The 22,204-nt window shown below is 70.7% G+C and carries 21 protein-coding genes; 8 read left to right on the top strand and 13 right to left on the bottom strand.

Features of this window, described 5'->3' with window-relative positions; all coding sequences use genetic code 11:
* Positions 1-114: 114 nt before the first annotated feature.
* The 7 genes from ACTMVF_RS06100 to ACTMVF_RS06070 form a co-directional block, all read right to left on the bottom strand.
* On the bottom strand, positions 115-1,743 hold the full coding sequence (locus tag ACTMVF_RS06100) for a dipeptide ABC transporter ATP-binding protein (protein ID WP_441269900.1): 1,629 nt from the start codon (positions 1,741-1,743) through the stop codon (positions 115-117).
* Complete coding sequence (locus ACTMVF_RS06095; RefSeq protein WP_441269899.1) at positions 1,740-2,738, bottom strand: ABC transporter permease; 999 nt, start codon at positions 2,736-2,738, stop codon at positions 1,740-1,742. Before ACTMVF_RS06095 ends, ACTMVF_RS06100 begins: the two co-directional genes overlap by 4 nt.
* Positions 2,735-3,733, bottom strand: coding sequence for an ABC transporter permease (locus ACTMVF_RS06090; RefSeq protein WP_441269898.1), 999 nt, complete (start codon positions 3,731-3,733; stop codon positions 2,735-2,737). Before ACTMVF_RS06090 ends, ACTMVF_RS06095 begins: the two co-directional genes overlap by 4 nt.
* Positions 3,734-3,737: 4 nt before the next feature.
* Positions 3,738-5,456, bottom strand: coding sequence for an ABC transporter substrate-binding protein (locus ACTMVF_RS06085; RefSeq protein WP_441269897.1), 1,719 nt, complete (start codon positions 5,454-5,456; stop codon positions 3,738-3,740).
* 215 nt (positions 5,457-5,671) lie between these two features.
* Positions 5,672-5,764, bottom strand: coding sequence for an Ms4533A family Cys-rich leader peptide (locus ACTMVF_RS06080; protein WP_441269896.1), 93 nt, complete (start codon positions 5,762-5,764; stop codon positions 5,672-5,674).
* Between the two features lie 56 nt (positions 5,765-5,820).
* Positions 5,821-7,491: a DUF3152 domain-containing protein gene (locus ACTMVF_RS06075; RefSeq protein WP_441269895.1), complete on the bottom strand. Its 1,671-nt coding sequence runs from the start codon at positions 7,489-7,491 to the stop codon at positions 5,821-5,823.
* Positions 7,492-7,499: 8 nt separating this feature from the next.
* Entirely contained in the window at positions 7,500-8,639 is a 1,140-nt protein-coding gene (locus ACTMVF_RS06070) for an alpha/beta fold hydrolase (protein WP_441269894.1), read from the bottom strand.
* A gap of 315 nt (positions 8,640-8,954) precedes the next feature.
* On the opposite strand from ACTMVF_RS06070, the gene ACTMVF_RS06065 reads away from it, so the two are divergent.
* The 4 genes from ACTMVF_RS06065 (at position 8,955) to ACTMVF_RS06050 (ending at position 10,915) form a co-directional block, all read left to right on the top strand.
* Entirely contained in the window at positions 8,955-9,179 is a 225-nt protein-coding gene (locus ACTMVF_RS06065; protein WP_441269893.1) for a hypothetical protein, read from the top strand.
* Positions 9,180-9,413: 234 nt separating this feature from the next.
* A complete protein-coding gene (locus ACTMVF_RS06060; protein ID WP_441269892.1) occupies positions 9,414-10,055 on the top strand; it encodes a TetR/AcrR family transcriptional regulator in 642 nt (213 codons plus the stop codon).
* A gap of 151 nt (positions 10,056-10,206) precedes the next feature.
* Positions 10,207-10,434 (top strand): DUF3107 domain-containing protein, encoded by a 228-nt coding sequence (locus ACTMVF_RS06055; RefSeq protein ID WP_003998121.1) that lies wholly within the window; start codon positions 10,207-10,209, stop codon positions 10,432-10,434.
* 211 nt (positions 10,435-10,645) lie between these two features.
* On the top strand, positions 10,646-10,915 hold the full coding sequence (locus ACTMVF_RS06050; protein WP_441269891.1) for a hypothetical protein: 270 nt from the start codon (positions 10,646-10,648) through the stop codon (positions 10,913-10,915).
* A gap of 367 nt (positions 10,916-11,282) precedes the next feature.
* Here ACTMVF_RS06050 and ACTMVF_RS06045 read toward each other — a convergent pair whose 3' ends face one another.
* Entirely contained in the window at positions 11,283-12,038 is a 756-nt protein-coding gene (locus ACTMVF_RS06045; protein WP_301997067.1) for a ferritin-like fold-containing protein, read from the bottom strand.
* Positions 12,039-12,521: 483 nt separating this feature from the next.
* On the opposite strand from ACTMVF_RS06045, the gene ACTMVF_RS06040 reads away from it, so the two are divergent.
* Positions 12,522-15,110 carry a DEAD/DEAH box helicase gene (locus tag ACTMVF_RS06040; RefSeq protein ID WP_441270140.1) on the top strand — a complete coding sequence of 863 codons (2,589 nt, stop codon included), beginning with the start codon at positions 12,522-12,524 and terminating at the stop codon, positions 15,108-15,110.
* Positions 15,111-15,297: 187 nt separating this feature from the next.
* Positions 15,298-16,203 (top strand): alpha/beta fold hydrolase, encoded by a 906-nt coding sequence (locus tag ACTMVF_RS06035; RefSeq protein ID WP_441269890.1) that lies wholly within the window; start codon positions 15,298-15,300, stop codon positions 16,201-16,203.
* 4 nt (positions 16,204-16,207) lie between these two features.
* On the opposite strand, the gene ACTMVF_RS06030 is transcribed toward ACTMVF_RS06035, so the two are convergent.
* A complete protein-coding gene (locus tag ACTMVF_RS06030; RefSeq protein ID WP_441269889.1) occupies positions 16,208-17,101 on the bottom strand; it encodes an NYN domain-containing protein in 894 nt (297 codons plus the stop codon).
* A gap of 217 nt (positions 17,102-17,318) precedes the next feature.
* On the opposite strand from ACTMVF_RS06030, the gene ACTMVF_RS06025 reads away from it, so the two are divergent.
* On the top strand, positions 17,319-17,471 hold the full coding sequence (locus ACTMVF_RS06025) for a hypothetical protein (RefSeq protein ID WP_093906763.1): 153 nt from the start codon (positions 17,319-17,321) through the stop codon (positions 17,469-17,471).
* An 83-nt stretch (positions 17,472-17,554) separates the two neighbouring features.
* Here the strand turns inward: ACTMVF_RS06025 and ACTMVF_RS06020 are convergent, their stop codons facing one another.
* The 3 genes from ACTMVF_RS06020 to ACTMVF_RS06010 form a co-directional block, all read right to left on the bottom strand.
* On the bottom strand, positions 17,555-18,160 hold the full coding sequence (locus ACTMVF_RS06020) for a MarC family protein (RefSeq protein ID WP_062701281.1): 606 nt from the start codon (positions 18,158-18,160) through the stop codon (positions 17,555-17,557).
* A 155-nt stretch (positions 18,161-18,315) separates the two neighbouring features.
* Positions 18,316-19,173: a PHP domain-containing protein gene (locus ACTMVF_RS06015; RefSeq protein WP_441269888.1), complete on the bottom strand. Its 858-nt coding sequence runs from the start codon at positions 19,171-19,173 to the stop codon at positions 18,316-18,318.
* A gap of 229 nt (positions 19,174-19,402) precedes the next feature.
* On the bottom strand, positions 19,403-20,044 hold the full coding sequence (locus tag ACTMVF_RS06010) for a DUF6758 family protein (RefSeq protein ID WP_301997073.1): 642 nt from the start codon (positions 20,042-20,044) through the stop codon (positions 19,403-19,405).
* Positions 20,045-20,168: 124 nt separating this feature from the next.
* Here ACTMVF_RS06010 and ACTMVF_RS06005 point away from each other — a divergent pair, with 124 nt between their 5' ends.
* Entirely contained in the window at positions 20,169-21,377 is a 1,209-nt protein-coding gene (locus tag ACTMVF_RS06005) for an MFS transporter (RefSeq protein ID WP_441269887.1), read from the top strand.
* 41 nt (positions 21,378-21,418) lie between these two features.
* Here the strand turns inward: ACTMVF_RS06005 and ACTMVF_RS06000 are convergent, their stop codons facing one another.
* The gene (locus ACTMVF_RS06000; protein WP_441269886.1) at positions 21,419-22,003 is read right to left on the bottom strand and encodes a suppressor of fused domain protein; all 585 of its coding nucleotides are present in this window, start codon (positions 22,001-22,003) and stop codon (positions 21,419-21,421) included.
* Positions 22,004-22,204 lie beyond the last annotated feature (201 nt).

The raw sequence follows: 22,204 nt of genomic DNA, 5'->3' as shown, positions 1-22,204 counted from the left end.
CGCCACCAAAAGGGGTGAACGGTCGTAACTTTCCCGTGCGGGTCGCGTTCCGTCGCGCTAAGAGAGCAAACACGCACGCATCGTCACACCCGACCGGCCGAGGCGGCCGGGCGGTCACAGCACGGCCAACTCCCGTCGCGCCGCCCGCCGCTGAGCCGCGATCAGCGGATCGAGTGCCGGTACGGCGGCCAGGAGTTGCTTGGTGTACGGGTCCTGCGGGTTGTCGTACACCTCGTCGGCGGGGCCTTCCTCGACGATCCGCCCGCGCCGCATCACGGCGACCCGGTCGCTGACCTGGCGTACGACGGCGAGGTCGTGCGCGACGAAGACGAGCGCGAGTCCGAGTTCGCGCTGCAACTCGCCGAGCAGGGCGACCACCTGGGCCTGTGTGGTCACGTCGAGAGCGGAGACGGGCTCGTCGCACACGATGACGCGCGGGTCGGCGGCGAGCGCCCGCGCGATGCCGACGCGCTGGCGCTGGCCTCCGCTGAACTCGTGCGGGTAGCGGTCGTAGTGCGCTGCTTCGAGCCCCACGCGCTCCAGCAGTTCCCGTACGCGCTCCCGGATGCGCCCCTCCTCCCGCTCGCCACGCGCGCGTAGGGGGTCGGCGATCGACTCGCCCACGCTGCGGCGGGGGTTGAGGGAGGAGACCGGGTCCTGGAAGACCATCTGTACTGCGGGGTTCACGCCCACGCGCGCGTGGCCGTCGTAACGGACCTCGCCCGCCGTCGGTTCCAGGAGGCCGACCAGCATGCGCCCGAGGGTCGTCTTGCCGCTGCCGCTCTCGCCCACGATCCCGAGGGTCTCGCCGCGGTGGATCGTCAGCGACACATCGTCCACCGCCGTGAACGCCCGCTTCCCGCGCCCGAACTCACGCCGAAGGCCGGTCGCCTCAAGGACGGCCTCGCCCGGCTCCCCAGGAAGTTCCGTGTTGCCGCGTCGCGCGTCCACGCGCGGGACCGCGCCGAGCAGTTCGCGCGTGTAAGGCTGCGCGGGCGATCCCAGTACGGCGGAGACCGGCCCGTGTTCCACCGACCGCCCGTGCCTCATCACCAGTACCTCGTCGACGCTCTCGGCGGCGACTCCGACGTCATGCGTGACGAGCAGGAGGCCCATGCCCGTCTCCTCGCGGAGCGTGTGCAGGAGGTCGAGGATCTGGGCCTGGACGGTCACGTCGAGCGCGGTCGTCGGCTCGTCGGCGATCAGCAGGTCGGGTTCGCAGGCCAGCGCCATGGCGATGAGGGCGCGTTGGCGCATGCCGCCGCTGAACTCGTGCGGGCGCGAACGCGATCGCCGTACCGCGTCCGGAATTCCCACCCGGTCCAGCACCTCCACGGCACGCGCGCGTGCCGCTCGTCGCGAGGCACGCGTGTGTACCCGGTAGACCTCGGCGATCTGGTCGCCGATGGCGTAGTACGGGTCCAGGGACGACAGCGGGTCCTGGAACACCATCGCCGCCTTGCCGCCGCGCAGCCGCCGCAGCGTCTCCTCCGGCGCCTCCCGTACGTCGACGCCGGCCACGTCGATCGCGCCGCCGACCCGCGCGCCCGTGCCGCGGTGCAGGCCGAGCAAGGCCGCGGCGACCGTGGACTTGCCGGAGCCGGACTCGCCGACGAGGGCGAGGGCGGCGCCCCGCTCCAGGCGGAACGAGAGCCCGTCGACGGCGCGCAGGTCCCCGAACTCGACCGTCAGGTCGGCCACTTCGACAAGACTCCTGGAGGGCACCTTCTCGGCCCCGCTCATGTCAGCACCACCCGTCGGTCGGCCACCGCGTACAGCACGTCCGCGACGGCGTTGGCCAGGACCACGAAGAAACCGGTCACCAGAACCATGCCGACGACCACCGGCAGGTCGACGACCTTGACCGCCTCGACCATCTCCTGACCGATGCCGGGCAGCCCGAACAGCGTCTCGGTGAGCACGGCTCCGCCGAACAGGACGCCGAGGTTGTTGGCGTTCACGGCGATGAGCGGAGCGACCGCGCCGCGCAGGGCGTGCCGCCAGATGATGGCCCGCTCCCCGACGCCGTAGGCCCGGAAGGTGCGGACGTGATCTTCGGCGAGGGTCTCCAGCATCGAGGCGCGGGTCAGCCGCGCGTACGTCGCGGACTCGATGAGCGCGAGCGACAGCCAGGGCAGCAGCAGGTTCCAGGCCCACTGTTCGGGGTCGTCGGTGAAGGCGACGTACTGCGGGAAGGGCAGCAGCTCCAGTTGCCCGCAGACGACGATCATCAGGACGAGGCCGATGACGAAGACGGGCGTGGACATGCCCGCGAGGGTGAGCGTGGTCAGCAGCCGCTCGGTGAGCCGGCCGCGCCGCCACACCGACAGCACGCCGGTGCCGACGCCGATGACCAGCCACAGCACCATGGCGCCGAGCGCGAGCGAGGCCGTGACCGGCAGCTTCGCCAGGATCAGCGCCGTGACCTGCTGGTCGCTCCGGTACGACAGCCCGAGGCAGGGCGCCGAGCAGTGCTGCACCGAGGTGCCGGTGGAGTAGTCCTGGCCGACGAAGAGGCCCTGCAGGAAGTGCCAGTAGCGCGTGTACAGCGGGTCGTCGAGGTGCAGTTGCCCGGTGACCTGCTGGACCTGGGCCGGCGAGCAGCGCGGGCCGCAGATGATCTGGGCGACGTTGCCGGGGGTGACGTAGAAGACGACGTAGATGATCACCGAGAGGGCGAACAGGGTGACCAGGGCGCCGACAGCGCGGCGCAGCACGAAACCACCGAAACCGGTCATGACGCCTCCCCCCTGGTCCCCTGCTCACGGCCCGTCCCGACCCGCAGCCGTGAGGCCGCGCGCGGGTCGAGAGCCGTGCGCACGCCGTCGCCGAGCACGGTGAGGGCCAGGACGGTCACGAACAACGCGCCGGCGGGCAGCAGCAGATACTGCGGTGCCGCCTGGTACCAGACGTCCGCGGAGGTCAGCATCTGCCCCCAGGAAGGCGTCGGCGGCTTCACGCCCACGCCGAGGAAGGACAGGGCCGCCTCGACGGTGATGTTGGTCGGGACGAGGATGGCCGCGAACGTGATGACGGGTGCGGCGAGTCCGGGGAGCAGTTCGCGGCGGGCGATCCGGACCGTGCCCCAGCCGCTGAGCCGGGCGGCGGCGACGTAGTCGAGCTCCTTGAGGGTCAGCGTCTGCGCGCGCACCATCTTGGCGAGCGTGCCCCAGCCGGAGACCAGGCCGACGACCAGCGCCACCAGGACGGGGCGCGGGAAGCTGGTGGGCACGATGGCGAGCAGCGCGAGCGCGACGACCATCAGCGGCATGGCCACGAAGATGTCGGCGATCCGGGTCAGGAGAAGGTCCACCCAGCGGTTGCCGAGCCCGGCCGCCACGCCGATGACGACGCCCAGCACGAGCTGCACGACCGTCGCCGCCAGCGCGACCCCGAGCGAGACGCGCGCGCCGTACACCAGCCGCGCGAACAGGTCCCGGCCGGTCTGCGGTTCGACGCCGAGCCAGTGCTCGGCGCTCACTCCCCCGAACGACCCGATGGGCACGCCTCCGCGCGCGGAGTCCACCAGGGACGGGTGGTACGCAGTGGGGTCCTGGCCCTCGATCGCGGTGAGCAGCGGTGCGGCGAGCGCGACCAGGACGAGCAGCGCGACGACGACCGCCGCGACGAGGGCAGCGCGCTGCGTGCGCAGCCGCCGCCAGAACTGACGAGCCCCCGAGGCCCCCGGAGCGGACACCCCGGGAGCCTCGACGGCGAGAACTGCCTCACTCACGGCGCTACTTCACCGCGACCTGGGAGATGTCCAGAACACCGGTCCAGTCACTGATCACGACGTTCTTGACGTCCTTGCCGTACAGCCGCTTGTAGACCGGGTGGAACAGCGGCACGGTCAGCGCCTGTTCGCCGATCTTCTTGTCCAGTGCACCCCACCTCTTGGCGGCGGCGTCAAGATCGGTCAACTTGTTGATCGCGTCAATCTCGGCATTGACCGACTTGTCATTGAGCAGGCCCGTGTTGAAGTTGGCGCCGTCCTTGACGATCTGCCGGCCGTCGAAGATCGGGGCGAGGAAGGGACCGCCGGAGGGCCAGTCGGCACCCCAGTGCGCGAGGAAGAAGCCGGGCTCGGTCTTCACGTCGTGGATCTTGTCGGAGTAGTCGTTCTCCTCCAGACCCTGCAGCTTGACCGTGATGCCGGCCTTCTTCAGCGCGTCCTGGATCGCGGTCGCGATCTCGGGGCTGGTCTCGAAGTCCTTGGCGTTGGAGTGGGTCAGGGTGATGGTGAGCCCGTTCTTGTAACCGGCCTGCGCCAGCAGCTCCTTGGCCCTCGCCGCGTTGCCCGCCTTGCCGGCCGGGAACAGGTCGTACGGCTCGTAGCCGAAGGACTTCTGGTTCGGCAGAAAGGTGGTGGCAGGCTCGGCCAGCGCGGACCCGCCCGCGGCGTTGACCACGGACGACCGGTCGATGGCGTACGAGATCGCCTGCCGCACCTTGACGTTGTTGAACGGCTTGATCGTCGGGTTGAACGCGATGTAGTTGGTATAGCCGAAGTGTCCAGTCCCGACGCGAGAAGCAAGGTCCTTGTCGCCGGTCACCTTGGCGAGCTCGGCCGGCCCGAGGTTGGTGTCCGTGGTGACCGCGGCCGCGTCCGCACCCTGGGACGAGGACAACCGCTGGTTGATCACGGACGAGTCGAGCCCGGACCGTACGTCGATCTTGTCGGGGTAGGCCTTGCGTTCGGCGTCCGTCGAAGCGGACCAGTAGGTGTTGCGCTCCAGGACGAGCCGCTCACCGTCGTTCTCGTTGCTGACGACCTTGTACGGGCCGGAGGAGACCGGGTGCTCCTCGTACTTCGTGCCGGTGTCCTTGCTCTTCGGGACGGGCGTGAACTGCGTCTGCGTGGCCAGGTACGGGAACTCGCCCTCGGGCTTGTTCAGATGGAAGACGATGGTCCGCGCGTCCGGCGTCTCGATCGCCGCGAGGCCCTTCTTGTCCTTGTAGGGCCCCTGGTAGTCGGCGGCGCCGACCAGCCAGTCCCGCAAGTAGGGGGCGCCGCCGGACAGTTCGGGCGCGAAGGAGCGCTCGATGCCGTACTTGACGTCTGCCGAGGTGATCTTGGTGCCGTCCTCGTACTTGAGGCCCTCCTTGAGGGTGTACGTCCACACGGTCGCGTCCTTGTTGGGCCGCCCGGTGTCGGTGGCGAGGTCGGGGACGACCTTGGCGCCGGCCTCGCCGTTCTCGCGGTTGCGGGTGGTGAGCGTGCGGAAGACGAGGGAGGGGACGTTGCCGCCGCCGGAGGTGTACAGGCGGGCGGGGTCGAAGTCCTGCTGCGGATCGGAGTTCAGGACCGTGAGCGTGCCGCCCTTGTGGGGCGTGGAGTCGCCGCCGGCACTCTTGGCATCGTTGCCCTCGGGCCCGCAGGCGGCGGCACCCGCTGCCAGGACCAGGCTGACGGATGCCGCGGCCACGCGGCGCGCTATGACGGACGGTTGGCGCATCGGAGAGGACCTCTCGGGACGATGAATCTCGAATAGCGAGACAGTTTGACGAGGAGTGAGACGAAAATGGGCAGACATCTGCCCCCGCGCCGGATCGCCGGATCGCCGGATCGCCGGAAGTCCATGAATGAGCCGCAGGACCGGGGAAACCCGTCAGCGACTCACAGGAGTGGAGAGTGGAGAAAAGATCGCGACGCGAACGCGAGGGGCGGGCGTCAGCGACAGTGGACGTCGGCCACGCACAGAGCGGTCACGCCGATGAGCGCCAGCTCGATGGCGGCGCGAGAGGAGGCGTGACGGGTCGACATGTGCAGAAATATGTACGAACTCGCTGCACATGTCAATGTGACTCGTGAGTCACCCGTCAACTCCCGGGATACGGCCACGGATTGGCCCGGCAGTGGATCCCGTCGTGGTCGAGGAACTTGGTCTGCTGCTGCATGACAGGGGCGAGGTCGCCGTCCTTGTCGCAGGTGACGTGGCTGTAGCCGAGCCGGTGGCCGACCTCGTGGTTGATCAGCATCTGCCGGTAGGCGTGGATCCGATCACCGTATGTCTCCGACCCCTGCGCCCATCTGTATGCATTGATCATCACGCGCTCGGTGGCGGCGGAGTCGCACGACACATTGTCGACGGTGGTGTCCAGACCGGACTTGGCACACCAGTCGGCCGTCGTACCGGGGCTGGCCAGCGTGATCACGAAGTCGGGCTTGCCGGAGTAGATGCGCTCGAAGGTGCGGGCACCGTTGTGGGACCAACTGCGGTCGTCGTTGAGCGTCTTCTGCACGGCCTGCGCGAAGAGTTCACCGTCGAGCCCGAGCCCCTGCTCCACATCCACGCGGTAGGTGAACTTCTGCCCCGTGCCGGGCGCCTTGTCGATGCCCGGGACCGCGTCGAACTTCCCCGAGCCCTTGAGCGTGGCGCCGAGCGCGTATCGCTTGCCGATCTTCTGCTCGTACGTCAGCGGCGCCACGCTCGGCGCCCCGGACGGCGTCGGCCGCCCGTCGCTACGCGAGGCCGAGTCACGGGCGTCCCGCGCCTGATCGCCGGCGGACTGCGACTGTACGTCGCTGCCCTCCCGCCCCTTCGCGACCTGCCCGGCGACGACCACGGCCAGCACGGTGACGACGGCGGCGGCCGCGATGCCGGTGAAGGCCCGGCCCTTGGCGCCCTTCGCCGGCACGGGCTCGCCGGTCGGCGGGGCGTCGTCGTCGAGGTCGGTGTCGTTCGCGACGCCGATACGGGAGCCGGCCTCGGTGTCCCAGTCGGTGACCGAGGCGTACGGGTCGGCGGGGTGCGCGGCGTCGGACGTACGGCGCGCGAAGACGTCGACGTCCCCGTCGAAGGCGTCGACGTAGTCCTGCCGGGGCCCCTCGGACGGCGATGCCCGACGGGGCCGCGGAAGGGGAGCACCGGTCGCCGGAGGAGCGCCGACCGCCGGGGAAACCCCGTACGCAACCCCGGTGCGCCCTCTCAATTCACCCCAGCCACCGCCCGGTTCACGCTGCTCGGGGTGACCGCCGCGGGCCTGGGGGGTGCCGTGGGCCGGGGTGCCGCCCGCGAACCGGGGCATGCCCTGGGCGGGAGTGCCGTCCGGCAGACGAGGAACGCCGCGGGCAGGGGTGCCGTCGGGGAGCCGCGGGAAGCCATGCGCGGGCGTGCCATCAGGCACCCTCGGAAAACCATGCGCGGGCGTGCCGTCCGGGAACCCCCGCCCTCCATACGTCGGCGCCCCACCCGTCGTCATCCCCTGCCGAGCGGGCGGCGGACCGGGCACCCTGCGACCGCCGGGACCACCGGGACCGCCAGCCCCACCAGGACCGCCGGGGCCACCGGCCTGCGCCCAACCGCCCTGCCCCGCTCCCGGAGCCGCACCCGGCCTCGCCATGGGGACCCTGTCGGATCCCGTACCCGGCGCGGACGGCCCCCGCTGGGCCGCGCCCGTCTCCGGCTGTGCTCCCCGAGAGCCCTGTCGTGCAGTTGTGTCCGCGGTGTCGCGTTTGGCGGCAGACCCGCGGCGGCTGTGGCGTCCCACGTCGCGCCTCAGCTCCCCGCGTTCTCGGTCACGGCCTCGTCCTCGCCCGCGGCGGCGGCCCTGCCGCCGGCGTCCTCCGAGCCCCGGCCGGCGGCCCCGGCCGCACCGTCACCGCGCCCTGTGCGCCCATCGGTCGCCGACACCGACACACCCGTCTTCCCCGTATCCACGGACCCCGCCGTCTCCGCCGTCTCCGCCGTCTCCGCGAGGAGTTCACGGACCGCCCGGGCGACCACCTCCGGGTACTCCATCATCGCCACGTGCCCGGCCTCCGGCAGGCTCAGCAGGCGGGAGTCGCGGAAGGCGCGCGCTGCCCTCTGGCGCATGCGGTAGCCCACGAGCTGGTCGCGGCCGCCGTAGATGAGCAGCGTCGGTGCCAGCACCCGCTCGGCCTGGCGCCACAGCGCGTGCTGGCCGCCCAGGGTGTAGGCGTTGACCAGCCCGCGCGCGGAACGGGTCATCGCGTCCCAGAAGTACGGCAGTTGCAGCCGCCGCTCCATCTCCTCGACGGCGTTGCGGAATCCTTCCGGAGTCACCCGCTCGGGGGCGCCGTAACAGAGGTGCATCACGCCGCGGACCCGCTGCTCCGCCGTCCAGCCCTGGGTGAGCCGGGTGAAGAGCGCGGTCACTCCGGGCACCGCGAGCAGTGCCGTGGGCGCGGCCGTGCGCTGGACGCGGATTTCCGGCAGTGCAGGTGACACGAGGGTGAGCGTACGGACCAGATCGGGACGTACCGCTGCGACGCGCGTGGTGACCGCGCCGCCGAGCGAGTTGCCGAAGAGGTGTACGGGGCCGCGGCCGGAGGCGTCGAGATAGCGAATCACCGCGCGTGCGTGCGCGGTGATCGAGTAGTCGCCGTCGTCCGGCGGGGGCGAGTCGCCGAAGCCCGGCAGGTCGACGGCCTCACCGTCGACGTCGTCTTCGAGCTGCTCCATCAGCGCCGACCAGTTCTGCGAGGAACCGCCGAGTCCGTGGACGTACAGCGCGGGCGGCAGCCCCTTGCGCGCGGGTGGTCTCGAACGCACCGTCAGCGTGATGCCCGGCAGCCCGACCGATCGAAGCCGCTCCCCCTCCGCGACCCTGACGGTCGCCACCTTGGGCAGCACATTGGCAGTCGCCGGCGCGGACGGGAGTTCGGTCGAAGACATGCGGCAATGTTACGAGACGATCACGCCCTGGTTCATGTGTTCGCCGTCACAAGTCGACACGTACATGGCACACGTACATGGCACACGGACATGGCACACGGACATGGCACACGCACCTGGCAGCCGTAAGACCCTGCCCGCCAGGCCTGAAACGCACCCGCAAAACCCACCCGCATCGCCCGCAGGCCCCCCGCGGATCGCATAGCGTCCGGAACTTGTGTCTCCTAGGCTCATACGCAGGGCACCCGCATATGGACCCCTGTTTCACCCAGGGACGTTGTGCCCCACGGGGACGTTCAAGGAAGGGAGCCCGCCATGACCGTCGATCCCACCGATCCCGACACGTTCGTGAACGACGACACCGAGGAAGCCCAGGAGTTCGACGTCGAGGCCCCGACGGCCGACGCGGCCGAGCAGCAAGCCGACGTCCGGCCCGAGCGCGACGACCCGGTGACCGGCGAGGACCAGGACCGGGCCAGCGAGGCCGATCTGGCCGAACAGGCGCGCGTGGTCTCCATCGACGAGGACGACTATCGGTGAACGAAAGTGCGGTCGGCGAAGGTGTAACCGAACGCGAAAGAGCGCGGAAGAGAGCGCTGCTGAGCAGGAATGAGGCAATTTGTTGCCCGTTCCAGCCCGTTTTCAAACCTTCTGCATGACTTTCTTCACCGTCCGGTCCGTGAAATTCTGCGCTCGCACCGCGCACAGCAGGGTTACCGAAAAGTACGATGGCGGCGCGGCGCAGACCGCATGTGGACGACATTGGGAGGCGGCGTGACAGCCATCGAGCAGACAGAGGCGGCACGCCCGCGGGGCACTCGCCTGCCGCGCCGTGCCCGACGGAACCAGCTCCTGGGCGCCGCCCAGGAGGTCTTCGTCGCGCAGGGCTACCACGCTGCCGCGATGGACGACATCGCCGAGCGTGCCGGCGTCAGCAAGCCGGTGCTCTACCAGCACTTCCCGGGCAAGCTCGACCTGTATCTCGCCCTGCTGGACCAGCACTGCGAGTCCCTGATCCAGGCGGTACGCCACGCGCTGGCGTCGACGACCGACAACAAGCAGCGCGTACGGGCGACGATGGACGCGTACTTCGCGTACGTCGAGGACGACGGCGGCGCATTCCGCCTGGTCTTCGAGTCGGACCTGACGAACGAACCGGCCGTGCGCGAGCGCGTCGACAAGGTCACCAACGAGTGCGCCGAGGCGATCTGCGACGTCATCGCCGAGGACACCGGCCTCTCGCGCGCGGAGTCGATGCTGCTCGCCTCCGGTCTCGGCGGCCTCGCCCAGGTCGTGGCCCGCTCCTGGCTGCACAGCGACCGCAGCGTCCCGCGCGACCAGGCGGTGCAGTTGCTGACATCCCTGGCGTGGCGCGGCATCGCGGGCTTCCCGCTGCACGGTACGGAGCACCACTGACACGCACGCGCGTGTGCGGGGCGTTTGTTCCCGTCCGCTGTTCGCTCCTGGCGTTCTCGGGCGGAGCGTGTACGTCCCCTCACCGGGCTAATGTGTGCTGGGTACGGCGCGGAAGGTCGCGCACTTCACTGACCGTCGGAGGGACATAGCCGTGGAGGTCAAGATCGGCGTGCAGCACGCGCCCCGCGAGATCGTTCTGGAGAGCGGTCAGAGTGCCGAGGAGGTCGAGCGGGCCGTGTCCGAGGCACTGGCCGGGAAGTCACAGCTGCTGACCCTCGTGGACGAGCACGGCCGCAAGGTCCTGGTCCCGGCCGAACGCCTCGCGTACGTGGAGCTCGGCGAGCCGGCCCCGCGCAAGGTGGGCTTCGGCGCGCTGTAGGAAGGCGCCGCCGGACAGGCGTGACGGGAGGGGCCCGACGACTACGGTCGCCGGGCCCCTCCGTTTCCCACGCATGAGATTTCCCCATGCATGAGATTTCTCCACGGATGGAGCACAGACCAACCACAGGGGAGGATTGCATTCCGCAGGTCAGGGGTATGACGGGCTACGACCGTTTCGAGCAGGCCGGCCATGTGGGAGGGACCCCAACATGCTCTTGGAAGCGCTCAGCTCCGCGATCCTCGGCCTGGCCCTGGCATGGGCTGCCGCCCACCGCCTGCCGCACCGTCTCCCGGCCCGTTCCCTGGTCCTGCCGACGGGTGTCGCCGGCGCCCTCTTCGGCGCCTTCATCACGCACACCGCGCTGGACTTCGGCAACCTCTTCCTGATCCTCATCGGCGCGGCAACGGTCTCCACCGCCTCCCTCTCCCTGCTGGTACGCCCCGCGGGAAGACTCCACCGCCACTCGGCGACCGCGTAGACCCAGAGGACCGGCCGCCGACCCCTTGACGCCACAGGGAGCTCGGCCCCTCAACCCCGCCGGCCCGCACCCCCAGCCCATCCGGCGTTCGAGGACGCGCCACGCAGGGCTTCATCCCTCGGCGCCGGTCCAGACAATCCCAGCCCGTCCGGCCCTTGAGGACAGGCCACACCATCCCTAGCCCCCACCCACCCGCAAGGGGCCTCACCCCTCAGCACCGACCCAGGCAATCCAGCCCGTCCGGCGTTTGAGGACGAGGCCCGTTCAGGGCCGAAGCGGGGGTCTGGGGGCGGCAGCCCCCAGGGGCGGGGTCGAAGGGGCAGCGCCCCTTGAGGAGGGGACGGGTAGGGGCGGCGGGGGCGAAAACCTACGCGGCCAACCCCAGCGCAGCCATCCGCTTGGTGTGCGCCTCAGTAATCCGCGAGAACATCCGCCCGACCTCCGCGAGATCGAACCCGTCCGCGACCCCACCCACAAGCATCGTCGACAACGCATCCCGGTCGGCCACCACCCGCTGCGACTGCGACAGCGCCTCCCCCATCAACCGCCGAGCCCACAACGCAAGCCGCCCACCCACACGAGGATCGGCATCGATAGCGGCCCGCACCTTCTCCACCGCGAACGACGCATGCCCGGTGTCATCGAGCACGGCCAGCACCAGCCCCCGCGTGTCCGAGTCGAGCCGAGCCGCGACCTCCCGGTAGAAGTCACTGGCGATCGAGTCACCGACGTACGCCTTGACCAGCCCTTCCAGCCAGTCGGAAGGCGCCGTCTGCTTGTGGAACCCGTCCAGCGCCGCGACGAACGGCTCCATGGACTCCGTCGGCTCGGCCCCGATCTCGGTCAGCCGGTCCCGCAGCTTCTCGTAGTGGTGGAACTCCGCCGACGCCATCTTCGCCAGCTCCGCCTTGTCCGCCAGCGTCGGCGCCAGCTTGGCGTCCTCCGCCAGCCGCTCGAACGCCGCCAGCTCCCCGTAGGCCAGCGCGCCCAGCAGGTCCACGACAGCGGCCCGGTACTGCGGATCGGCGGAGGCCTGCGCCCAGTCCTGGGCGGCGACCCCGGTGTGTTCGACGGTGGAGTCAGCGGTGTCGGGGGCGTCAGGGGTGTTGTCAGGCGTCGTCATGAAGCGCACAATAGCCCGCTCACCGCGTCCGGGAAGGCCCTGGTCAATGACTGTGACGCCGACTACGTGACCAATTCGGCCATCGCATGTGCGCGTTTCCGGGGTATGGTGGTAATGCGCCCGCTGAGTACTCAGACGTATCTCGACGGGCCGCACGTTATGAGGATGCCCGGTCGGTGGCCCGATCGGCTCCGACCCGACAGCCCTCCACGGCCGTACGGCACTCTGCGTACGGAGCCCGGAGGGGGACACCCTCAGCGGTACGAGCGCTAGAGCGTCGGCAGTGGTCCCGTGCCTTACGGCCCGACCGTATGGCAGCCGACGTCCCCGGCACGGTCCGTCAAGACCCCCGCGCTCGCCTCGCACCGCGTACACAGAAGAGGCAGCACCCTGACTACGACTTTCCGAGAGCTCGGAATCCTTCCCGAGACCGCCGAGGCCCTTGAGGCCGTCGGCATCGTCAACCCCTTCCCCATCCAGGAGATGACCCTCCCCGTCGCCCTCTCCGGCACGGACGTCATCGGCCAGGCCAAGACCGGTACCGGCAAGACGCTGGGCTTCGGTCTCCCGCTCCTGGAGCGCGTCACCGTCCCCGCCGACGTGGAGGCCGGTCGCGCCAAGCCCGAGGCCCTCACCGACGCCCCGCAGGCGCTCGTCGTCGTCCCCACGCGCGAGCTGTGCACGCAGGTCACCAACGACCTGCTGACCGCGGGCAAGGTGCGCAACGTCCGCGTCCTTGCCATCTACGGCGGCCGGGCCTACGAGCCCCAGGTCGAGGCCCTCAAGAAGGGCGTCGACGTCATCGTCGGCACCCCGGGCCGACTGCTGGACCTCGCGGGCCAGAAGAAGCTCGACCTCAAGCACATCAAGGCGCTCGTCCTCGACGAGGCCGACGAGATGCTCGACCTGGGCTTCCTGCCCGACGTCGAGAAGATCATCAACATGCTGCCGGCCCGCCGCCAGACCATGCTGTTCTCGGCGACCATGCCGGGCGCGGTCATCGGCCTCGCGCGCCGCTACATGTCGCAGCCCACCCACATCCGCGCCACCGCGCCGGACGACGAGGGCGCGACGGTCGCGAACACCGCGCAGTTCGTCTACCGCGCGCACAACATGGACAAGCCCGAGATGGTCGCGCGCATACTGCAGGCCGACGGCCGGGGACTGGCCATGGTCTTCTGCCGTACGAAGCGCACCGCGGCCGACCTCGCCGACCAGCTCCAGCAGCGCGGTTTCGCCGCCGGCGCGGTCCACGGCGACCTCGGCCAGGGCGCCCGCGAGCAGGCCCTGCGCGCCTTCCGCAACGGCAAGGTGGACGTCCTCGTCTGCACCGACGTCGCCGCCCGCGGCATCGACGTCGAGGGCGTGACGCACGTCATCAACTACCAGTCGCCGGAAGAGGAGAAGACGTACCTGCACCGCATCGGCCGCACCGGCCGCGCGGGCGCCAAGGGCATCGCGATCACCCTCGTCGACTGGGACGACATCCCGCGCTGGCAGCTGATCAACAAGGCGCTGGAGCTCGACTTCAACGACCCGCCGGAGACGTACTCCACGTCCCCGCACCTCTTCGAGGAACTGAACATCCCCGCAGGCACCAAGGGCGTCCTGCCCCGCGCGGAGCGTAAGCGCGCCGGGCTGGCGGCGGAGGAGCTGGAGGACCTCGGCGAGACCGGCGGACGCGGTGCGCGCGGTCGCGGTGGCCGGGGCGGCCGGGACGAGTCCCGCTCGTCCGGGTCCTCGTCCGCGTCGGACCGCGAGCGCCCGGCACGCACGCCGCGTCGCCGCCGCCGTACGCGCGGCGGAGCATCCCTGGACGGGACGCCGGCGCCGGCCGCCGGTCCCGCGACGGCGGACGAGACCGTCGAGGCCACCACGGCGGAGTCCGTGACCGCGCCTCGCACCCCGCGCCGCCGTCGCCGCACCCGCGGCGGGGCGTCCTCGGAGCCGACCGCTGCCGTGACGGCCACTTCCTCGGCGCCCGAGCCCGCGGAGACCGCTGAGTCGGCCGTCGCGACGGCGGAGGGCCCGTCCCTGGACGCCTCCGAGGAGGCCGCGGCGAAGCCGCGCCGCCGCCGGACGCGCAAGTCGGCGGAGCCGAAGGCCACTTCGGCCGAGGCGGTTACGCCGGAGGCGGAGGCCACGACGGTCTCGGAGCCGGCGAAGGTCACGGAGGCCGTGCAGGCGTCCGAGCCCGCTACGGCTCCTGCGGCCGAGCAGGTCTCGGAGCCCGAGGAGGCTCCCGCCACCAAGCCGCGCCGCCGCACCCGCAAGGCAACGGCGGCCGCCGAAACCGCGGTCGACACGGCCGAGGCCACCACCGAAGCCGCACAGGAGACCCCGGAGGTGGCGGAGGAGTCCAAGCCGCGCCGCCGGACGACCCGTAAGGCAACGACCGCTGCCGAGACGGCCGTCGACACGGCCGAGGCCACCGACGCCAAGCCCAAGACGCGCCGCACCCGCAAGACCGCGGCGTCCGTCACCGAGGCCGCCGACATCCCGGCGCAGACGGCCGGGGAGCCGGAGGCCGCCGAGGCGAAGCCCAAGCGCACCCGCAAGGCAACGGCCGCTGCCGCAGAGGCTGCCGTCGACACCGCCGAGTCCGCGGAGGCCAAGCCCAGGACGCGCCGTACGCGCAAGGCCACGGCCACGGCCGAGGCCGCCGTGGACACGGCCGAGGGCACGGAGGCGAAGCCGCGCCGTACGCGCAAGGCCGCGGCGAGCATCGCGGAGCCGGAGGCCGCCGAGGCCAAGCCTCGGCGCACCCGCAAGGCAACGGCCGCAGCCGAGGCCGCCGTCGACACGGCCGAGGCCACGGAGGCCAAGCCCAAGGCACGCCGCACCCGCAAGACCGCGGCATCCGCCACCCAGGCCACCGCCACTGCCACCTCGGCCGCGGACATCCCGGCCCAGGCCACGCAGGAGCCGACGGCCACGGAGGCGCCCGCGCCCCGTCGCCGTACCCGCAAGGCCGCGGCGACCGTGGAGGCCGCCGACGCCACGGCCGAGGCGAAGCCCAAGGTGCGCCGTACCCGTAAGGTCACGGCCGCCACGGAGCCCGCGGAGAGCTGATCTCCCGTACGACGGCCCGGTCCCGCCTCACGCGGGGCCGGGCCGTCGGCGTACCCGGGCCGCCTTACGCGGGGCCGGGGCCCCGCCACCCCCGAGCCGCCCCACAGGCCCCCCGCGCAGGACCAGCCCACCGCCCCACCCGAACCGCCAGGTAGGGCTCTGGCGGCGCACCGGCTACCCTCCCCCCGTGACCACCCAACCCGCCTTCACGCCGCCCCCGAACGCCCGCGCCTACCCCCTCAGCACCTCGCGCGGGACCTTCGCCGTCGTCGACTCTCCCGCCGCCCCCGGCGTCGAGCCCCGAGGCGTGGCCCTGCTGCTCCCCGGATTCACCGGCAGCAAGGAGGACTTCACGCTGATGCACGAGCCGCTCGCGGCGCGCGGCTACCGTACGGTCGCCGTCGACGGTCGCGGACAGCACGAGTCGGACGGCCCGGAGCGCGACGAATCCGCTTACGCGCAGGACGAGTTGGCCCGGGACGTCCTCGCCCAGGCGGCAGCCCTGGGAGGCACCCCCGACTCCCCCCTGCACCTCTTCGGCCACTCCCTCGGCGGCCAGATCGCCCGTGCGGCCGTCCTCCTCGACCACTCTCCGTTCCGCTCACTCACCCTCATGGCGTCGGGCCCCGCCCAGATCTCCGACTCCCAGCAACAGCGCGTGAAGCTGCTGCGGGACGCGCTCGCGGTGATGACCATGGCAGAGACCTGGGATGCGATCCTCGCCATGGGTCCGCCCGAGGAGGTCGGCGGGCCGGCGCGCGGCATCGGCGGCCAGGAGCTGCTGCGGCGCCGTTGGCTCGGCACGAAGCCCGCGCAACTCCTCGCGACGGGACGCCAGTTGTGCACGGAACCGGACCGCGTCGACGAACTGGCCGCCGTACCGCTCCCGTTCCACGTCCTGTCGGGTGCCAGCGACGACACCTGGGCGGTCCCGGTCCTGGACGACATGGCCGCACGGCTGAACGCCCGCCGGACGATCATCCCCGGCGCCGAGCACTCCCCCAACGCCGACCAGCCCCTGCGCACCGCCGAGGCCGTGGCCGACTTCTGGGAGACCGTCGACGGCGAGAGCGCACGCCCGGCAGAAGCCTAGGGCCCTAGTACTGCGCCTGCAGGTGCTCCCAGAACCCGTCCCGCAGCGCCCGCCGCAGCTCCGCCTGCCCGCGCAGCGAGTACTGCAGCAGCCCCTCCGCCTCCACCAGCAGGTCCTGGTCCACCGCCCCGGGGAGGTACGGGTGCCCGGGCAGCAGCTCGACCAGTGACTCCCGCCCGCGCGCCGCGAGCCACTTCGCGGCGATCTGCGCGCCGACGAACCGGACGTCCTCCCGCGTCGGACGGGCCCCCGCCGCCTCGTACGCGGCGGCCGTGCGCCGGGAGACGTAGGGCTTGAAGAAGTCGAGGTCGAGGGTGCGCTGGCTGTCGACCTCCCAGAGCAGGGGCTCGGCCTGGTTGCGGCCTTCCGGCGCCTCGATGCCCCACAGGTGCACCCGCGCCCCGTACCCCTGCGCCGCCTCGACCGCCGACACCAGGTCCTCGTCCCCGCCGAGGAGTGCCGCGTCGCTGATGGCGCGGTGTCTGGCGAGGGACTCCAGGTCGGTCCTGATCAGTGAGTCGACGCCCTTCTGCTGGTTGTTGGCGTTGAGGTTGCCCAGCCGCACCTTCACATCGGGGAGCTCGGCGATGGACTGCTGCTCCGCCGTGTGGATACGGCGCCGAGCACCGTCGTACCAGTAGACCCGCAGCAGCCTGCTGTCCGCGAAGATCGTGCGTGCCCGGTCGATGAGCGCCTCGATCAGCCCCTCGGCGTCCAGGTCGAACGCCCGGCGGTCCTCCGTGCCGGCGACGAGCCGTCCCGCGGCGGCGTACAGATAGCCCGCGTCGACGAAGATCGCATGGGTCGAGGGCGTCTTCGCCACCTCGGCGAGCATGCGTTGCAGCAGCCCGTTGGTGTGGTCGATGCGGGCGGCGAGTGCCGCGAGGTCGTCGTTCATCGCCTCCATTGTCCTGGCGGTCACGCTGCGAACACAACCGGTCCCCGTCAGTCCCGCGGCGATCTCTCACCAGCCACTTACTGGTCAGTAGTTAGCCGTTCGAAAAATTTCTTTAGCGTAGGGAATGTTTGTAACACGCAGGCCGTTGCATACGTGTGTAACCAAGTGTGAACCCAGTAGTTCTCCTCAGGAGGATGACCAGACGAAGGGAGAAGCCATGCGCTTCGAAATCATGCGACTCGACGAGGTCGACGGCACACCCGTGGACAGCACCGTCGTGGACGCCGCCTCCGTCAACCGGATCGTTCAGCAGGCCGCGGCAATCGGTCAGCGGCTCTGGATCCGACCGGCCGAGACCACGGCCTCATAACAGACGCGGATCACCGCGGAAGCTTCGAAGCCCCCGCACGGCACTCAGGCCGTGCGGGGGCTTCGCGCATACTCCGCCCGGGCTCAGGCCCCCTGGATCACCTGCGTGACGCCGTTGATGATCTGCTGCACGGCGATCGCCGACAGCATCATGCCCGCGAGCCGCGTCACCAGGACCACGCCCCCGTCCTTGATGACCCGGATGATCAGCAGCGAGTACCGCATCACGAGCCACAGCACGACGTGGATGGCGAGGATCGCCGTCCACACCGACACCTGCATGCCGACGCCGTCGGCCTTCTGCACGGCGAGGATGACCGACACGATCGCACCCGGCCCGGCCAGCAGCGGCATGCCCAGCGGGACGAGGGCGACGTTGACGTCCTTGGTCTGCTTGGGCTCGTCGGTCTTGCCGGTGAGCAGGTCGAGCGCGATCAGCAGGAGCAGCAGCCCGCCCGCGATCATCAGCGCGGGGACGGAGACATGCAGGTAGTTGAGGATCTGGTGGCCGAGGAGCCCGAACACCGTGATCACACCGCCCGCCACACAGACGGCCTGGAAGGCCATCCGCTTCTGCACCTTGGCCGGGCGGCCGGCGGTGAGCGCGAGGAAGATCGGGGTGATCCCGGGGGGATCCATGATGACGAAGAGGGTCAGGAACAGGGAGCCGAAGACGGCGAGGTCGAACATGGGTGATGGGCCTTGCGAAGTGGAGGAAGTGAGCGGTGGGCAGGCAGGACTGAGCTGAACTGGGCTACCGCTGCGGGCAAACGTTCCGCAGGGCGGAACGGGTGGGCACGGCCGACAGCGCCGGGTGCCTCGAAAAGGACGTGAAGGTCTCCGGCCTAGACCCCGCCGGCCCCCGGGACGGGAAACGCCCCGGTCGCCCGTCGTGTGATCTCGCCGTACACCTCGGGATCCGTCGTGTACTCGCCGAGTACACACGTCTTGCGGCTGCCGTGGTAGTCGCTGGACCCGGTCGTCAGCAGCCCGAGCTCCTTCGCGAGCCCGCGCAACCGCGCGCGCGTATCGGGATCGTGGTCCATGTGGTCGACCTCGATGCCGTCGAGCCCGGCCTCAGCCATGTCGGCGATCGCGGACTCCGGCACCGTACGGCCCCGCTTGCTGGCGGCCGGATGCGCGAAGACGGCGACGCCGCCCGCGGCCTTGATCAGCCGGATCGCCTCGAACGGATCGGTCTCGTGCTTCTCCACGAAGGCCCGCCCGCCGTCGGCCAGCCAGTCCTGCGTGAAGGCGTCCCCCACGGTCGGTACGACCCCGAGTTCGACCAGCGCGGTGGCGACATGCGGCCGGCCGACCGAGCCGTCACCGGCGATCCGCAGCACCTGCTCCCAGGTGACGGGCACGCCCAGCTCGTTCAGCTTGGCGACCATGCCCTGGGCCCGGGGCACCCGGTCGTCGCGCACCAACTCCCGCTCGGCGAGCAGCGCCGGCTCCTCGGGATCGAAGAGGTAGGCCAGCATGTGCATGCTGATGCCGTCGATACGGCAGGACAGCTCGGCACCGGTGACGAGGCTCAGCCCCGACGGCAGCGCGGCGATCGCCTCGGCGTACCCGCGAGTGGTGTCGTGATCGGTGAGCGCCACGACATCCAGCCCGGCCGCAGCGGCATTACGCACCAGCTCGGCCGGGGTGTCCGTGCCGTCGGAGGCGGTGGAGTGGGTGTGCAGATCGATACGCACGACGCGAACTCCAGTCGGTGACGGCACGGAAGGGGACGCTCAAGGATAACCGCATTTTCAACGACTACTGTCACAGCCGTACGGCCGAGCGCCCCTTACATGGACTCACCCAGGGGCGCGAGGAACTGCGCGAGCAACCCACGAACAACAATCGCGAGCAACCCACGAACAACCTGCAGCCGCACACCACACAAGTCACCCAGACAAGCCACCCGAGCCCTTAGGCGCCCTACGGCTCGAGCAAGCGCGGCGACAGCGCCCCGCAGGGCACCAACTCCACCTCCGCCCCCGCATCCCGCAGGTCCGTCAGCACCAGCTCGTCGTACATCAACAACCCGGACTGCTCGGGCCACACGACCGCCCACAGCCACATCCCGAGCGCCTCCCCCGCGAAGACGGCGCGGTCCTCGGGGGTGCCGGAGACATGCCACAGCGGGGTCGGGCGGCCGGCGGCCAGCACCTTGGCCTGGGGTGGCTTCTCGACGTTCATGTGCGGCCCCGGGTCCGGTCCGTCCATGCCCGCGTAGCGCGCGCCGAGGCCGACGCCGAGTTCCTCGGCGACCAGGATCAACTCGCCCATGCCGCCGAGCGGGCCGGGTCCGGAGCAGGCCACGGCGGTCGCGCGGCCGCCACTGCGGTCGTCGCCCGCACTGGCGACACCCGTGAACAGCCAGCCGATCGGCAGCGGCCACGGCATCCACACCGGCACCTGCGTGCGGTGCACCACAACTCCGAGGGCCTCGACGCTGGGCGGGATCACGGGCTGCACCGGATGCACGGTGCCGTGCACATCGCATTGCCAGGTGTCGGCGAAGAGTCCGGGAGCCCTGACCCGGCCACCACACTTCGGGCAACTGGGTTCGCCCCTCATAGAGCCCCACGGTCCTACCCCTCGTGCGTCACGTCAAGGACGATCACCCGTCCGGGCGGAAACGGTTCACGAAGGAGGCGGGTCCGGCTTTGCATCGTTAGCATGCCTAACTTAGTATGTGTATATGCCATCTATCTCTCTGCGTCAGCCGACGGCCGTGTGGGCGACCGCCGGTGCGTCCGTCGTCGCCTTCATGGGCATCGGACTGGTCGACCCGATCCTGCCGTCCATCGCGAGCGGCCTGAACGCCACGGCCGGACAGGTCTCCCTGCTCTTCACCTCGTACTTCCTCATCACCGCCGTGGCGATGCTGGTCACCGGCTTCGTCTCCAGCCGGATCGGCGGCCGCAAGACCCTGCTGCTCGGCCTCGCGTTCGTGGTCGTCTTCGCCGGGCTCGCGGGCACGTCCGGATCGGTCGGCGAACTGGTCGGCTTCCGGGCCGGCTGGGGGCTCGGCAACGCGCTCTTCGTCTCCACGGCCCTCGCCGTCATCGTCGGCGCGGCGGCCGGGGGGAGCGCGGCGGCGATCCTGCTGTACGAGTCCGCCCTCGGCCTCGGCATGGCGTGCGGGCCGCTGCTGGGCGCGCTGCTCGGGGACGCCAGCTGGCGCTACCCGTTCTTCGGTACGGCCTTCCTGATGGCCGTCGGCTTCCTGTGCATCGCCGTGTTCCTGAAGGAGCAGCCGAAACCGGCCCGCAGGACCTCGCTCCTGGACCCGCTCAAGGCGCTCGGTCACGGCGGCCTCGCGTCCGCGGCGGTCTCGGCGTTCTTCTACAACTACACGTTCTTCACCGTGCTGGCCTTCACGCCGTTCGTGCTGGACATGAGCCCGTACCGGTCGGGTGCGGTGTTCTTCGCCTGGGGTGTGCTGCTCGCCGTGTTCTCGGTGATCGTGGCGCCGCGCCTGCAGGAGCGGTTCGGTTCGCTGAAGGTGCTCGGCGGCTCGCTGGTGCTGCTCGCCGTGGACGTGCTCGTCCTCGGCTACGGCGGCCACACCACCGCGGTCGTCTGCACGGTCCTGTCCGGCGCGTTCATCGGCGTGAACAACACCGTCTATACGGAGCTGGCGCTCGGCGTCTCCGACGCTCCCCGCCCCGTGGCGAGCGCGGGCTACAACTTCGTGCGCTGGTTCGCGGCGGCGGCCGCGCCCTTCTTCGCGCCGAGGATCGAGGAGTGGACCGCCAGCATCCACGTCCCGTTCGTGGTGGCGGCGGTCACGGCTGTCGCGGGCGCGCTCGTGGTCGTCGTACGGCGGAAGGCGCTCGCGCACGATGCCGGGGAACTGGAAACGAAGCACGCGGTCGAGGACAGCGTCACCGTGTTCGCCAACTGACGGTTTTCAGCCACCGGTTGGTGAGGTTCCTCACGCCACGGTCACTCCAGCGGGACGGATGTGCGGGTGGGGTCGCGAAGGTCCGTCCCGTTCGTCAGCCAGCGCTCCTGGAGGGCCTGGGCGCCGTGCACGCGCTTCCAGGCGGCCTCGTTCGGGGTCATGGGGAGCAGCGGCAGGAAGCGCACGGGGTCGGCGGGCTCGTCGAGTTCCAGGTCCTCCACCAGGCCACCCGGCTCGGCGACCAGGACCGAGGTGAACGGGGCGCCGGGCCACAGCGGCTCGCCGACGTCCAGGGAGGCGCCGGGCGCCACGATCACGCCCTCCACCTGCGGGGACGCGGCGAGTACGGCGAGCGGGCGGAGCACCTTGTCGGTGTCGGCGACGCCGGCACGGACGGAGAGGATCAGCTCGGCGCGCGGGCCCTTGACCGGGTCGGCGAGCACCGCGGTGGGGTCGCTCATCGGCTGCGCGGCCATGCCGAGCGTGGCGTAGCGGACGATGTCGCCCTCCTGGAAACGGAGCACCTCGATGCGGTCCGTACCGAGGAAGGTGACCGCCGCGCGCGCGTCCGGTTCGCCCAGCGCGGTGCGCAACCGGGCCTCGACCAGAGGAAGAACATCAGCCATGCCGCGAGCATAGAACTCGTCAGTACCGGGCAAAGCAGCGCCTTGACACTTCAGTCGGCTGATACTCTTGCCCGGTGTTCGGGGCAGCACGCAGAAGCGTCGCGATCGAGTCCCGACGCCAAGTTTGACTCCCCTACGGGGAACCCCGAACGGGGTATGGAACGTCCCTCACGAGGGACCGGCCGGAGGAGGTGGGGCTGT

This window comes from Streptomyces sp. SD31, assembly GCF_052068475.1.
GTDB lineage: Bacteria > Actinomycetota > Actinomycetes > Streptomycetales > Streptomycetaceae > Streptomyces.
Note: the sequence above shows the minus strand (reverse complement) of the source record. Positions and strands in the feature narration are given on the sequence as shown.